A 15,482-nucleotide genomic window follows, 5' to 3' on the forward strand; every position below is an offset into this window, starting at 1 on the left:
TCTTAACTTAAAGTTTTTGTAAGATTGTTCATTATATTAACCAGTTCCAATTGCACCCCATAGCAACCTGTTATAATAGCCCCTGTCATTTTTTTTTGTATTGCTATATTCTTTTTTATATTTTCAGGGGTTAATTCATTACCCAACATTTTTATTTGAGTTAATGCCATCATCACTGGAGCTTGAAATAATGTTCTTGATATATCATTGTAGAGAACCATACTTTCTAGTTTCTGTGCTTTATTTAGTGAATCTAATGATTTTATAATCATTTTGTTACTTATGTTACCCTTTAATGAAATTTTCTTTTCAAGTTTATCTAGCCTTAATATATGTTTCCCTGCCTCTTTTCTAATATCATCAAACACTTTATTTAGCTTTTCTACTTCCTCTAAAGATTTATTTAATTTTGATACATCCAAAGTACCTTTAGGCAAAATTTCTCTTAAAGGTGTTACTTCGTCGTTACAATATTTGCTTATCGTTTCTTTAAGCGTCATTATCTTAGTGCCATTAATTAAAGCTCCACCCTCTGTAGCATCTATATATTCTCTCTTGCTTATATCTTCTGTTATCTCTATTTCAAACCATGTCAAAAAGTTCTTATATGAATTATAAGTTGGTAACATACTTCCATCTATTCCTTTAACAAATACTATATCATTTCTATTTTTATAATCCACTGTATCTAAAACTTCAACATCACTTTGATGTGTAATCCCTTCTTTAGTAAAAGCCAAATCCTGACCAATAAAAATTATTGGATTAGCCCCTATATATTTACCTAATGAAAACGCTATATGTGCACATGAAGTACCCATAAGTAACAGCCTATCTTCTTCTAATATATCATTATTGATCCATTCGTTAATCTTTTCACCTTTTTTTAAACATATTAACTTTCTATTATCTTTTAATTCGTTAAATATTTCTTTTCTTATAACAGGCGGACTTATTAATACTATATCTTTATCTATATCCTTGTCTTTGTAGAATTTCTCATATGTCAATAGTATCCTCTCTATACTTACAACTCCATCTGGCACTATACCATGCTTTCTAAGTGTTGTAAGTGTAGCATCTGTAGCTATAATTATAGCTTTACCGACTGCATTTTTTAATTCCTCTATATTCTTATCTAATGAAGGCCCCGCAGATACTATTATTAGAGGAGCATCCTTGTATTTATTCTTTATACAACTCAAATCTGAGCTTTTAATAATCTCCTCTATATTTTCAAAATTATTCTTTATACCTATTATAGTATCTTCCATATCATTTCCTAGCATAAAAAACGAATGCTTTATTACATCAGTTACTCTCATCGTAAAATCAACAATAATATTGCTGTATATTTTTTTGTAGGAGGGTAGTGTTACTATTTGCATATTTGAAAATAAAGGCATAATATTAAAAAACATGGTTTTTTTACTGAATTCAGCAATTATTTTATCTTCATCCCCAAAGAAAAATAATATATTATTTCCAATAATGTTTTTAATGTCTCTAAACTTGATAAAGTTTTTTATTATATTAAAATCTTTTTCTATAACAAATATCATACTTTTTGAACTAATCCTTTTTTTTAGCTCTTCTATATGATATCCCATACCTAATCCATAAACAAAGTAAATACAATCTTTGCTAAATTCTATATCTCTCAGAGTAGATTCAATCTCTCGTTTTACATCATATACACTGTGTATATAAACTTTTTTATTTGCTTTAATATCATATCTAAACGTCAAGTACCCATCTTTTGTTTCTTGGTTTATAATTTCTTTAGTCATACTAATGTTCTCAATATTCTTCATAACTTCTTTAGAAACTAGTTGTTGAAGTATATCCAGATTATGTTTATATAATTTATTATCCAACATTATCAGCCTCTCAATATAATTTACTACAACTATAATATCGAACTTTTTTATAGCATACTTTAGTGAATAATACTTTTTTATATATGTATTTTCTGCCAATATAAAAGCCAGAGGACAATCCTCTGGCAAAATTAAATCTAAGATTTTTACTATCTTAATAATTGAAGAACACCTTGTGGTGCTTGGTTAGCTTGTGCAAGCATTGCTTGAGCAGCTTGTTGTAAAATGTTGTTCTTAGTGAACTCCATCATTTCCTTAGCCATATCAACGTCTCTGATTCTAGACTCTGATGCTTGTAAGTTCTCAGATGATGTATCTAAGTTCTTGATTGTATGCTCTAATCTGTTTTGCATAGCTCCAAGCTTAGATCTCTCTTCTGATACTGAATTTATAGCATTATTTATAACCGTAATTGCCATATTAGCATCTTTCTTAGTATCAACTTTTATACCATTACCATTTTTAGAATCTGCTCCCTCAAATACAGCTGCTGTTAATACATTAGATGCAACTGCAGTCATTGCTAAAGAAGCTTTATCTTTTAATCCGAAAGCAGCATATTTCTCAGCATCTGTACCTTTTAATGCATCTAATGCTTGTTGTGCATTACTACCAGCTGATATGCTTACTCTTATAACTGTTTTTCCATCTACAGTCTCAACTTTTGCATTACTAGCGCCCGCAGTTGCTCCCATGCTAACAGACATAACAACTTCATCATCTGTTAAGCTTGTTGCAGTAATATTGCTTTGATCTTTAGCAGCAAAAGTACCTTTAGTAACATTTAATGCTTGCGCATCCATGTTGCCTATTGTTAATCCAATATTTTGGTTAGCATTTGCTCCTATATGGAAAGTTAGAGCTGTACTTGCTGAATCTTTATCTCCATTTAATAGCTTTTGAGTGTTGAACTCTGTAGTTTCAGCTATTCTTGTTATCTCTCTTGATAACTGGTCAACCTCTGCCTGAATCTTGTTTCTATCTACTCCAACATTTGTATCGTTTGCAGATTGTACTGCTAACTCTCTCATTCTTTGAAGTATAGCTTGTGTTTCTTGTAAAGCACCCTCAGCTGTTTGGATTAATGAAATGTCATCTTGAGCATTTCTAGAAGCTTGATTTAAACCTCTGATTTGTCCTCTCATTTTTTCAGAGATAGCTAGTCCAGCTGCGTCATCTCCTGCTCTGTTGATTCTGTAACCTGAAGATAATTTCTCCATAGCTTTTGAACCTGAAGTGTTTGTTAAAGTTAATTGACGATGAGTATTCATTGCCATAAGATTGTGATTAATTCTCATTATTTATTCCTCCTTGAATTTTGTTATTGGCATCCTTGCCAAATTATTTTAATACTTAGGCCTAAGTATTTTTAACCTCATATTATATCTCGGCTATTAGTAAATATTACTTAAACTTTTTTTAGTATTTATCTAAAAAATATTATTTCAATACATAGTTAACGTTAGCAAGCATTTGTTTTGCTATCTCTAGTAAGTCTTCGTCATCTATAGCATTATTTACAACAATATCTGTATTGTACTTATTTAGCTCATCTGACTTAGGATCTTTTCCAAGATGACGTGCATCTATCCCTAAATCTAGTAATGTAAACTCTCCAGAATGATTAACATCGTCTGGTTCTGTTATAGTAATTGTAGCTTCATCACATTCTTCCTTTGTTAAATCTTTTTCTAAAGCTATGCCATCTGTAACTTTACCTTTTGTGATGTCTACTAAGCCTTGTCCAGCTTTCTTTCCTTTAAACTTTAGCTTCAATAATGTTTTTTTAGCATTAACTATATTACTTTCTCCTTTACTTGCAGTAATCACTCTAAGTTTGCCATCTTCGCCTACATCTACTGTCTTTACTAATTTAACTCCCTCTACTTCTTCAAATCCTAAAAACTCAAGTTTTTCATGGTCATAATCTATTAATACATCCTCGGCTGTTATTCCTGTAATGTTATCTATAGTAAGATTTGCAGTGACTGTTTCATTTACCTTAATTTCATTTTTTTCAGGTTCAATGTCTAATATAATCTTTTTTTCATTGTATTCTTTCAGCTTTCCATTTGCATCTATATCTATAGCATCCAAGCTAAATCTTTTGCCGTTTTCAGGTTTTATCTCAACACTATGCTCTTTGTCTTCTAAGTCTAATTTTTCAAACAATACTCTTTGATAATAATTACTCGGATAATTACTTATTCCTTGTTTATATGTATATGTCTTATCATCAATACATACTTTTATATTTTCTGCATATCCTTTATCAAACAAACTAGAAATAATTCTAAGTTTTGACCCAGTAAAATTAAATTTTACACTTGCATTATTGGTATTTTTTGGATCAGCATTATGCCATGTCCCATTATAATATCTTTCATTAGTATCAGCATGAAGATTTTGATAAGTAAATCTTGAATCATTGTCGTCATACCTTGTCCAACCTGATTCTGGATTAAGCAACTGATCCCCCACAGTCACACCAAATACATTCATACTTAAAACGATTACTAACATTAAGGTAAAAACTATACCCACTTCAAATTTCCTTCTCATTACTTTCTCCCCTTTGTTATGATTTTTACCAATATTATATATTCACGCTACTTAATTAGTCAACATGATTTTACATATTTAGAGTAATCTAGTATATCATGAATAAAATACAAACTTATTTTTCTAATGCTTGCTCTAAATCTGCAATTATATCTTCTACATCCTCTAAACCAACTGATATCCTTATCATACTTTCTGTTAATCCAAATCTAATTAGTTCCTCTTTTGGATAACCACTATGAGTCATTGCTGCTGGAACTTCTATCAGTGTTTCACAGTCTCCTAAACTTACTGCCAGCTTTATCATATCCACATTATCTACTACCTTTATAGCATCGTCTATGTTTCCATCTATCTCAAAGCTAATTATCGCGCCATACCCTCTCATCTGTTCTTTTGCTATATCATGACCTTTGCAGTCTTCTAGGCCTGGATACATTACAGACTTCACTCTTGGATGCTTTTTTAGAAACTCTGCTACTTTTATTGCGTTTGCTTCGTGTTGTCTCATCCTAACTCCTAGAGTCTTTAATCCTCTAAGCAATAGCCAAGCATTAAATGGGCTCATTACTCCTCCAAATTCGCACATATATTCAAACTTGAGTGAATTTATATAGTCTATATCTTTAGATACGGCTATACCTGCAACTACATCACCATGGCCACATATGTATTTCGTAGCACTATGAACTACTACATCTGCTCCTAGTTCTAATGGGTTCTGAAAATATGGAGTTGCAAAGGTGTTGTCTACTACTACTTTTATATTCTTGATTTTTGCTATTTCCACTACTTTTTTTATATCTACTATACTTAGATTTGGATTTGATGGTGTTTCAAAGTATATAACCTTTGTATTATCATCAATTTTATCTACTAAATCTTCTATCTTAGTTAAATCAACTATCTTATAGTTGACTCCATACTGTGGTAAAAGCTTTGTAACTACACTATAACTTGACCCATACAATGTTTTATGAACTATTACATTATCGTTTGGCTTTAATAATGAAAACAATGCACTACTAATTGCAGCCATACCTGATGCAAAAGCTACTGCGCCTTTGCCACCCTCTAACTCAGCCATCCTATTTTCTAGTAACCTAAGTGTTGGATTGTTACCTCTCGTATACACATAATCATCACTTTCAAATGACATAACCTTTTTCACTTGTTCTATGTTATCAAATACAAACGTAGATGTTTGAAATATAGGTGGATTAAGTGCGTTGTTTGGATTATTTCCTTTTGATCCTGCGTGTATTGATTTTGTATCAAATTTCATAATTACCTCCATTTATTTATAATTCTATTACCGCTCTCGTGCATGTACAATTTTTTATATTTATTTCACCTCTAAATATTTCTATAAACGCTCTTGTTATCTTTTCTTTGTTATCAGCTAATGCTGCTTGCATATCATGTAGTGTTATATCGTCTCCTTTAAATCCTGTGCACCAGTTTGTTATAATCCCTACTGTGCTGTAGCACATACCAAGCTCTTTTGCAAATACCACCTCTGGTACATTTGTCATACCTACTACATCTACACCTATTTGGTTATAATATTTTATTTCTGCTTTTGTCTCAAACCTTGGCCCTTCGGTACAACCATATACTGCATTCCCCTTTATATCTATATCGTACTTATTTGCTATGTTCTTAAATAGATTTCTTAGATTTTTACAATATGGGTCACTCATATCTGTATGATATACGCTATTTTCACTCTCATCAAATATTGAAGCTGGCCTTGATTTGGTAAAGTCTACAAAATCATCTATTATCACTACATCACTAGGTGCATAATTATGGTTACATGAACCTACTGCTGCTGTTGTGTATATATACTTTACTCCTATTTGCTTTAACGCTAACATATTCGCTCTATAATTTATACCATGGGGAGGTACTGAGTGGTTTTTTCCATGTCTAGCTAAGAAAGCTATACTTTCTTCACCATTCTTTACTATGTTTAACTCAACATCACCAAATTTTGTGGTTACAGTTAATGTATCGCTATGCTTGCCTGTATTATATACTCCTGTTCCTCCTATTATTGCCTTTTTTATCATCTCGTCACCCTCTTTGATTATTTCTTTATTTTAATGATACTTTCTTTAAACGGTGGTTTTAGTATACCTTCTTCAGTTATGATACCTGTGATATTTTCATTAGGTGTCACGTCAAATGCAGGGTTGTACACATCTATTCCCATTGGTGCTACTCTGTTTCCAAACACATGTGTGACTTCCTCGCTACTTCTCTCTTCTATCTCTATATCTTCGCCTGTTTCTATATCAAAATCAATGGTTGTAACTGGAGCTACTATATAAAATGGTACGTTATATCTCTTAGCTATAACTGAAAGCATAAATGTTCCTATCTTATTAGCTGTGTCTCCATTTAGTGCTATTCTATCCGCTCCTACTAAGATAACATCAATCTTTCCATCTCTTATAAGTGTAGCTGCTGCATTATCCGCTACTAGTTTTGCAGGGATATTTTCTTTGACAAGCTCCCATGCCGTAAGTCTACCTCCTTGAAGTCTAGGTCTTGTCTCATCAGCATATACAAATATATCTTTTCCTGTATAATGTGCCTCCCTTATTACTCCTAGGGCTGTCCCATATCCTGCCGTTGCTAATGCTCCTGTATTGCAATGAGTTAGTATTGTTGCTCCTTTTGGTATTACTTCATTTCCATGTCTCGCCATCTGTTTATTTGTCTGGATATCTTCTTTTAGTATGATATCTGCTTCTTCTTTAAGCTTAGTATATATCTGCTTAGTATCTAAATCTTTGTACTCACTAAGCTTATTTCTCATTCTCTTTATCGCCCACATGAGATTAACTGCTGTTGGTCTTGATTTATTTATAAAATCTAGTGCGTCATTCATTTTTCCTAGGAAATCTTCTTTATTATCATTCATGAATTCTTTTGCTGCTAGTACTACTCCATATGCCGCTGTTGCTCCTATTGCAGGTGCACCTCTTACTACCATTTCTCTTATCGCATATTCTACTTCACTGTGTGTCTTGCACTCAAATAACTCTTCGTGTATTGGTAGTCTCCTTTGATCTATAAGGTAAAGTATATCTTCTTTAAAATCTATTGCTCTTATCATAGAATCTCCCCCTCTATTTTACTAATTCTTCTGCACATCTTGATGCATTATATTGTATTTTTTCTATATCTAAAGTCTTAAACTCTGTGTTTTCCATCAGAATCTTTCCATCTACAATAACTGTATCGACATCTGAAGCTTGAGCTGAATAAGCCATTGCCGATATTAGATTGAATTTAGGATAGAAGTGTGGTTTGTTTAAATCTACTAGAATCAAATCTGCTTTTTTACCTTCTTCTAATGTACCTATCTCTTTTTCTAGCATCAATGCTTTTGCACCGTTGATTGTAGCCATCTTTAATGATGTATAAGCTGATACTGATATTGGGTCTTTATTTACTCCTTTATTGATTAATGCCGCAAGGTTTATTTCTTCAAACATGTTTAGGTTGTTATTGCTAGATGAACCATCTGTTCCTAACGCAATGTTTACACCTTCTTTTAGTAGTTTATCTATTCTAGCAAAGCCATTACCAAGCTTTAGATTACTACCAGGATTATTAGCTACATGAACATTTTTGTCTCTTATTATTTCTATATCTCTATCTGACAAATGAACACAATGCGCTGCTAGTGTATGACAATCAAATAAACCCAAATCATTTACATGCTGTATCGGTGATTTGCCATAAGCTTTGATGCTATCTTCTATCTCTTTCTCACTCTCTGATAGATGTATGTGTATTCCTGTATTTAATTCTTTTGCTACTTCTATTGTCTTTTGTAAATAATATGGGTCGCAGGTATATGGTGCATGTGGACCAAACATTACGGTTATTCTACCGTCCCCTTTCTTATGATAATCCATGTATAATTTCTTGTTTATGTCTATCTTCTCAAGTCCTTCATTCTTGTTTCCTGCAAGCCCTCTACATATGCTCCCTCTTATACCAGTCTGATTTATAGCTTTTGCTGTCTCATCCATAAAGAAATACATGTCTGCAAAACATGTGATTCCTGATTTTATCATCTCTGCTATACTAAGCATTGAACCCCAATATGTATGCTCTGGTTTTAGCTTGTTTTCAACAGGCCAAATCTTCTCTGTAAGCCATTCCCAAAATGGCAAATCATCTGCATAGTTTCTAAATAGACTCATCGCTATATGTGTATGCGAGTTTACTAGACCCGGCATAGCTAGCTTATTATCTCCGTTTATAATTTTGTCTGCCTTGAAAGTCTCTGGAACATCCCCTATGTGTTTTATGATTTTATTTTCTATTGCTATATCACCTATTATTGTCTTATTCTCCTCTGCCATAGTTAATATGTTAACGTTTTTTATCAATATATTCATAAATCTACTCCTTTTTATTTATTCGTACTCGCCTATGTAATGATTATACCATATACTTTTATCAATTTATGGCATTTGCATTATTTTATTATAATTTTAAAACACACCTACTGAAAAGGTGAGTGTCAAATTTCTGCCCATAGAAAAAGAAGACGTCTCCAAGTAGCTTAGAGCGTCTTCTCAATTTAATCTGATATAAAACTATTTAGCCTGCTTTATACTAAGTGATACTTTCTTTCTCTCTAAATCAAGTCCTATTATCTTGACTTTCACTTCATCTCCAACTGAAACTACTGTCATAGGGTTCTTGATGAATTTGTTGCTTAGCTCCGATATGTGAACTAATCCGTCTTGCTTCACTCCTATATCCACAAATGCTCCAAAATCTACTACATTTCTAACTGTACCTGTCATAGTCATCCCTATTTGTAAGTCCTCCATTTTTAGTACATCACTTCTGAATATTGGTTTTACCATATCTTCTCTAGGGTCTCTTCCTGGCTTTACTATCTCACTTACAACATCCTTTAGCGTCGGGATACCAACTTCTAGTTCATCTGATAAAGAATTTAACCCCTTATTAAACCTTACGACTTTGGACTGGACAGGCTTTGTTTTTGATTTCATCATTGACTTTAGCTGTGATAAATCTTTTATAACTTCTTTTGGCTGATCCACTTTAGTATCTTCTACGCTTATTTCTGATATTTTTTCTTCTATGCTCACAACTTTTTTATTCGATATATCATCTTTGCTATAGCCTAACTTTCCTAACAATCTATTAGTTATTTCATATGATTCTGGATGGACAGATGTACTATCTAGCACATTGCTACCATCAAATATTCTAAGGAATCCTGCTGCCTGCTCGTAAGCTTTTGCTCCTAATCTTTTTACTTTTAACAGCTCTTTTCTATTACTGAATTTACCGTTTTCTTCTCTGTATGCCACTATATTTTTTGCTATACTTGCATTTATTCCTGATATATACTTTAGTAATGATACTGAAGCTGTATTCAAATCTACTCCTACGTTATTAACACAATCTTCTACTACTCCACTTAACGCTTCGCTTAGGTTTTTTTGATTTAAATCATGCTGATATTGCCCTACACCTATACTCTTCGGATCTATTTTTACTAGCTCTGCTAGTGGATCTTGTAGTCTTCTTGCTATTGATATTGCTCCTCTTATAGATACGTTTATATCTGGATATTCTTCATTTGCAAGCTTTGATGCTGAGTATACTGATGCTCCTGCTTCACTTACTATTGTGTAATAAACTTTTTTATCTATTTCTTTTAACATTTCAGCTACAAACATCTCAGATTCTCTTGATGCTGTTCCGTTACCTATAGCTATGATGTCTATATCGTATTTATTAATCAATGATATAAGGACTTTTTTAGACTGCTCTACTTTATTTTGTGGCTCTGTCGGATATACAGTTGTGTAATCTAATAGTTTTCCTGTAGCATCTACTACAGCGATCTTACAGCCTGTTCTGTATGCAGGGTCAAACCCCATTACTACGGATTTTTGTACTGGAGCTTGCATTAGTAATGGTTTTAGGTTCTTTGAAAACACTTTTATAGCCTCTGTCTCTGCTTTTTCGGTTAAGCTACTTCTAATCTCTCTTTCTACTGAAGGCAATAATAGTCTTTTATAGCCATCTTCTATGCTATCTATTAGGTATTTTGTTGTTATAGCTTTTTCATTTGTTATGGTTTTTGATTTGACGAGATTAAGGATTAAATCATCTGGAGACTCGATTTTTACTTTTAAGAATTTTTCTTTTTCTCCTCTATTAAATGCTAGTACTCTATGATTTGAGATGTTTTTTACTAACTCTTTATATGAATAATACATTTCATAAACTGACTTAACTTCTTTTTTTACTGCATTTGTTTCTATACAGCCTTCTCTAAATATTATATCTCTTATTTTCTTTCTAAACTCGGCATCATCTGATATCTTTTCTGCTATTATGTCCATAGCTCCCTGTAATGCTTCTTTAACATTTTTTACACCTTTTTCTTCATCTATAAATGATGAAGCTATATCTTCTATTGAGCCTTCTATTAATTCCTGTTTGTATATTATTTCAGCTAGTGGCTCTAATCCCTTTTCTTTTGCTTTTGATGCTCTTGTACTCTTCTTTTGCTTATATGGTCTATATAAATCCTCTACTCTTTGCAATGTTTCAGCTTTTAGTATTTCACTCTTTAGTTCTTTTGTTAATTTTTCTTGCTCATCTATTAGTCTTATAACTTCTTCTTTTCGTGACTCTAAATTCCTTAAATATTGCAATCTACTGTTTAGCTCTCTTAGTATTACATCGCTAAGTTCTCCTGTTTTTTCTTTTCTATATCTAGCTATAAATGGTATTGTGTTACCTTCGTCAATAAGCTGTAGGGTATTTACTACTTGAAATTGTTTTAGATTAAATTCTTTTGTTAACTGATCAACTATATTCATTTACATATATCACTCCTTTTGTATTTGATATTTATATATTTATAAATATTCATAAAAATAGACTACTGAATTATAACCTATTTACCTAACATACTACTTCTATACTATCGTACTTAGAATGTCTAAACTTTAGCTTTATTTATTTGTTTTACATGTTAATAGGGTGTCAGATGACACCCTGATGATTGTTTCAAAATATAACGAGTATAGTGCTTAATATTGCATTGAGCTTTAGTTTAACCTTTACCCGATAAACCTTGTTTTAAATAACCGTTGATAAATGTGTCTATATCTCCATCCATCACACTGTTGATATTCCCCATCTCTAGGTTTGTTCTATGATCTTTAACCATAGTATATGGGTGGAACACATATGATCTTATCTGTGACCCCCATGCTATTTGATTGTATTTTCCTTGTATATCTTCTATTTTTTCTTTGTTCTCTAGTTCTTTAAGCTCTATTAGTTTTGCCATTAGCATCTTCATGGCTGTTTCTTTGTTGCTATGCTGTGATCTTTGGTTCTGACATTGCACTACTATTCCAGTTGGTATATGAGTTATTCTTACTGCTGAATCTGTTTTGTTAATGTGCTGTCCGCCAGCTCCACTTGCTCTATAGGTATCAATTCGTATATCACTTTGGTTAATCTGTATATTGTTATCATCATCTAGTTCTGGTAATACATCTATGGATGCAAAAGAAGTATGCCTTTTACCAGATGAATCAAACGGTGATATTCTAACTAATCTATGAACACCTTTCTCAGCCTTCAAATATCCGTATGCATATTCTCCATCTACCATCATAGTAACGCTCTTAATACCACCTTCTGTGTCAGAGAGAATATCCAAGATAATAACTCTGCATCCTTTCCTCTCACTCCATCTTGTGTACATTCTCATCAACATTTCTGCCCAATCCTGTGCATCTAGTCCTCCTGCTCCTGAATGTATTGATAATATAGCGTTGTTTTTGTCATATTCACCATTTAGTAGTGTTTTAAGTTGCATATCTTTTACGTCTTTATTTAACTCACTTACATGTTTTTTTACTTCAATCAATGAGTCGTCATCATTTTCATCAATACAAAGCTCTAATAAGATATTCGCATCCTCTAATCTTGTACTCAAATCTTCTACGTTTTTTAGTTTTTCTTTTAATCTATTAGCACGCTGAGAAATCTCTTGAGCTTTCTGATTGTCATTCCAAAAACCATCTTCTAGCATCTTTCGCTCTAAATCTTTTATATCAGCTTTAATTTTATCGAGGTCAAAGAGAAGCCCTCAATTCTATAATTTCTTTGTCTAAACTTGTTAATTTACTTCCAAGCTCCTCGACGCTAATCATACTTCCACTCCTTTACATCTAAACCTATGCATCTTTCCCGCAACATTTTTTATATTTTTTGCCACTTCCACAAGGACATGGATCATTTCTTCCTATCTTCTTACCTTTTATTACCGTTTTCGGCTTACCACTTCCATGACTTGCCCCCGTAACTTCGGCTACTCTTTTTCTTTCTACATTTTGCTCTATAGATATGTTATAAAGAGTTCTAACTGTCTCTTCTTGTATAGTTTTAATCATATCTTGGAACATATCAAAACCTTCGTTTTTATATGCTAAGACCGGATCTACATTACCCATAGCTCTTAGACCAATACCTTGTCTTAATTGATCCATTGCATCTATATGATCCATCCACTTACCGTCAACTACCTTCAATAATATGATTCTTTCTATGTCTCTCATTCTCTCTGGAGTTACTTCTTTTTCTTTTGCCTCATAAAGCTCACTTGCAATATTTTGAATGTGTTCTATCAATGAGTCTACTGTAAGATCTTCAACGCTATCAAATTTTAGTGAACCCACTGGTAAGAATATTCTAGACAAATAAGCTTCTAGTCCATTTAAATCCCACTCTTCTGGGAACTTTGATGTGGATGTATACTGAATAACTGCATCTTTGATTAGCTCTACAACCATATTGAATACATGGTCTTTTAGATTCTCACCTTTTAAGACCTTTCTTCTCTCGGCATATATTACTTCTCTTTGCTTATTCATAACATCATCGTATTGTAATACGTGCTTTCTTATACCAAAGTTTCTAGACTCTACTTTTGATTGAGCACTTTCTATAGACCTTGATAATAATTTGTGCTGTAAAGGTTCATCATCTGGCATACCTAAACTCTCGACCATTCCTTTTATTCTATCGCTACCAAATAATCTCATTAATTCATCTTCTAGTGATATATAGAACATTGTTGAACCTTCGTCTCCTTGACGACCTGAACGACCTCTAAGCTGATTGTCTATACGCCTTGATTCATGTCTCTCTGTACCTATTATATGAAGTCCTCCAGCTTCTACTACTGCGTTATGTTCACTTTTTATATCTTCTTTTGCTTTTTCTAGAAGGGTTTCATAATCTTTTCTAACTTTTAGTATTTCTTCATCTGTTGTATCAAAATGACTGTCAGCTAGCGATATTAATTCCTCGCCGCATCCATTCTTTCGCATCTTAGCTTTTGCTATAAACTCTGGATTACCTCCTAGTGCTATATCTGTTCCACGACCTGCCATATTAGTAGCTATTGTTACTGCTTTATATTTACCTGCTTGAGCAACTATCTCAGCTTCTCTTTCATGATGTTTAGCATTTAATACTTGATGAGTTATTCCAGCTTTTTTTAGCATTTTACTTAATTTTTCAGAGTTCTCTATTGATATTGTACCTACTAGCACTGGTTGACCTTTTTCGTGCTTTTCTTTTATATCCTTTATTACTGCTCTAAATTTAGCTTCTTCATCTTTATATATAACATCTGAGTTATCTTCTCTTATAACTGGTTTGTTTGTAGGTATCTCTATTACATCCATACTATATATATGTCTAAATTCTTCTTCCTCTGTCTTAGCTGTACCTGTCATACCTGCAAGTTTGTCATACATTCTAAAATAGTTTTGGAATGTGATTGTCGCAAGAGTCTTTGATTCTCTTCTTACATCTAAGCCTTCTTTAGCTTCTATAGCTTGGTGAAGACCATCGCTATATCTTCTACCAAACATAAGTCTTCCTGTAAAATCATCTACTATAATTACTTCACCATCTTTTGTAACATAATCTTTATCCTTAAACATTAAATTATGTGCTTTTAATGCTTGATTTATATGGTGTGTTAACTCCATATTTGATGGATCTGCTAAGTTTTCTACTCCAAAGTAACTCTCTGCTTTTGCTACTCCTTTTTCACTCATTGTAGCAGTCTTCGCTTTTTCATCTATTGTGAAATCTGCTGTTTCTTCTACATATTCTCTATTAAATTTATCCACTACTTCGTTTGGATCAACTTTTCTTCCTTTTAATGTTTGTACAAATGAATTGGCTGTAAAATAAAGATGCGTTGATTTATCTCCTGCTCCTGAAATTATTAACGGAGTTCTTGCTTCATCTACTAATATACTATCTACCTCATCTATTATGGCATAATTAAGTTCTCTTTGAACCATTTCTTCTTTGTATATAACCATATTATCTCTAAGATAGTCAAAACCAAACTCATTATTAGTTCCAAACGTTATATCACTTCCATATGCTTTTCTTCTATCTACTGTATTTATTCCATGAGTTATACAGCCAACTGTTAAGCCTAAGAACTCATATACTTTACCCATCCATTCTCTATCTCTTTGTGCTAGGTAGTCATTAACTGTTATGATATGAACACCTTTACCTGTAAGTGCGTTTAAATATACTGGCAATGTAGCAACTAAGGTTTTTCCTTCTCCAGTTTTCATCTCAGCTATGTTTCCTTCGTGAAGTACTATTCCACCTATCAACTGAACTCTATAGTGTTTCATTCCTAATACCCTTACTGCTGCTTCTCTTACAACTGCAAAAGCTTCCGGTAATATATCATCTAATGTTTCACCTTTGTTTAATCTATCTTTGAATTCTATAGTCTTATTTTTTAACTCATCATCACTCAATGCTTGCATCTGGTCATCTAATACTTCTATTTTGTTTATCATTGGCTCTATTCTTTTTATTTCTCTTTCACTGAATGAACCAAATAGCTTTTCAAACAGTTTTTTCATTTTTTTCACTCCTTTTGCTCTTATTATTTAT

Annotated in this window: 10 protein-coding genes; all 10 read right to left on the reverse strand. The window is 32.6% G+C overall.

From position 1 onward, the window contains the following. Positions 1–2: 2 nt before the first annotated feature. Complete coding sequence (locus P3X86_RS19030; protein WP_483294320.1) at positions 3–1,880, reverse strand: motility associated factor glycosyltransferase family protein; 1,878 nt, start codon at positions 1,878–1,880, stop codon at positions 3–5. Positions 1,881–2,029: 149 nt separating this feature from the next. Continuing rightward, positions 2,030–3,178, reverse strand: a complete 1,149-nt coding sequence (locus P3X86_RS19035; RefSeq protein ID WP_483294321.1) for a flagellin N-terminal helical domain-containing protein — start codon at positions 3,176–3,178, stop codon at positions 2,030–2,032. Positions 3,179–3,320: 142 nt separating this feature from the next. Further along, positions 3,321–4,442 carry a cohesin domain-containing protein gene (locus P3X86_RS19040; RefSeq protein ID WP_483294322.1) on the reverse strand — a complete coding sequence of 374 codons (1,122 nt, stop codon included), beginning with the start codon at positions 4,440–4,442 and terminating at the stop codon, positions 3,321–3,323. Between the two features lie 115 nt (positions 4,443–4,557). Then, entirely contained in the window at positions 4,558–5,727 is a 1,170-nt protein-coding gene (locus P3X86_RS19045; protein WP_483294323.1) for a trans-sulfuration enzyme family protein, read from the reverse strand. Positions 5,728–5,743: 16 nt separating this feature from the next. Next, on the reverse strand, positions 5,744–6,517 hold the full coding sequence (locus P3X86_RS19050; protein WP_483294324.1) for an MTAP family purine nucleoside phosphorylase: 774 nt from the start codon (positions 6,515–6,517) through the stop codon (positions 5,744–5,746). Positions 6,518–6,534: 17 nt separating this feature from the next. After that, complete coding sequence (gene mtnA / locus P3X86_RS19055) at positions 6,535–7,569, reverse strand: S-methyl-5-thioribose-1-phosphate isomerase (protein ID WP_483294325.1); 1,035 nt, start codon at positions 7,567–7,569, stop codon at positions 6,535–6,537. A gap of 13 nt (positions 7,570–7,582) precedes the next feature. Then, complete coding sequence (locus tag P3X86_RS19060; protein ID WP_483294326.1) at positions 7,583–8,866, reverse strand: amidohydrolase; 1,284 nt, start codon at positions 8,864–8,866, stop codon at positions 7,583–7,585. A gap of 201 nt (positions 8,867–9,067) precedes the next feature. Continuing rightward, positions 9,068–11,344, reverse strand: a complete 2,277-nt coding sequence (locus P3X86_RS19065; protein WP_483294327.1) for a Tex family protein — start codon at positions 11,342–11,344, stop codon at positions 9,068–9,070. A 236-nt stretch (positions 11,345–11,580) separates the two neighbouring features. After that, positions 11,581–12,694 (reverse strand): peptide chain release factor 2 gene (gene prfB, locus P3X86_RS19070; protein WP_483294328.1). Its coding sequence is split into 2 segments (ribosomal slippage): positions 11,581–12,618 and positions 12,620–12,694, totalling 1,113 coding nucleotides; the frame shifts between segments, so codons are not numbered across the junction. A gap of 24 nt (positions 12,695–12,718) precedes the next feature. Beyond that, complete coding sequence (gene secA, locus P3X86_RS19075; protein WP_483294329.1) at positions 12,719–15,451, reverse strand: preprotein translocase subunit SecA; 2,733 nt, start codon at positions 15,449–15,451, stop codon at positions 12,719–12,721. Between the last annotated feature and the right edge of the window lie 31 nt (positions 15,452–15,482).

The sequence above is a fragment of the Abyssisolibacter sp. ZYX002 genome, assembly GCF_056892235.1.

Bases quoted from the DNA above. Each gene is read 5' to 3' on its own strand.
- P3X86_RS19035 (WP_483294321.1), bottom strand. From the start codon at position 3,178: ATGAGAATTAATCACAATCTTATGGCAATGAATACTCATCGTCAATTA.
- P3X86_RS19040 (WP_483294322.1), bottom strand. From the start codon at position 4,442: ATGAGAAGGAAATTTGAAGTGGGTATAGTTTTTACCTTAATGTTAGTA.
- mtnA (WP_483294325.1), bottom strand. From the start codon at position 7,569: ATGATAAGAGCAATAGATTTTAAAGAAGATATACTTTACCTTATAGAT.
- P3X86_RS19060 (WP_483294326.1), bottom strand. From the start codon at position 8,866: ATGAATATATTGATAAAAAACGTTAACATATTAACTATGGCAGAGGAG.
- P3X86_RS19045 (WP_483294323.1), bottom strand. From the start codon at position 5,727: ATGAAATTTGATACAAAATCAATACACGCAGGATCAAAAGGAAATAAT.
- P3X86_RS19050 (WP_483294324.1), bottom strand. From the start codon at position 6,517: ATGATAAAAAAGGCAATAATAGGAGGAACAGGAGTATATAATACAGGC.
- secA (WP_483294329.1), bottom strand. From the start codon at position 15,451: ATGAAAAAACTGTTTGAAAAGCTATTTGGTTCATTCAGTGAAAGAGAA.
- P3X86_RS19065 (WP_483294327.1), bottom strand. From the start codon at position 11,344: ATGAATATAGTTGATCAGTTAACAAAAGAATTTAATCTAAAACAATTT.
- P3X86_RS19030 (WP_483294320.1), bottom strand. From the start codon at position 1,880: ATGTTGGATAATAAATTATATAAACATAATCTGGATATACTTCAACAA.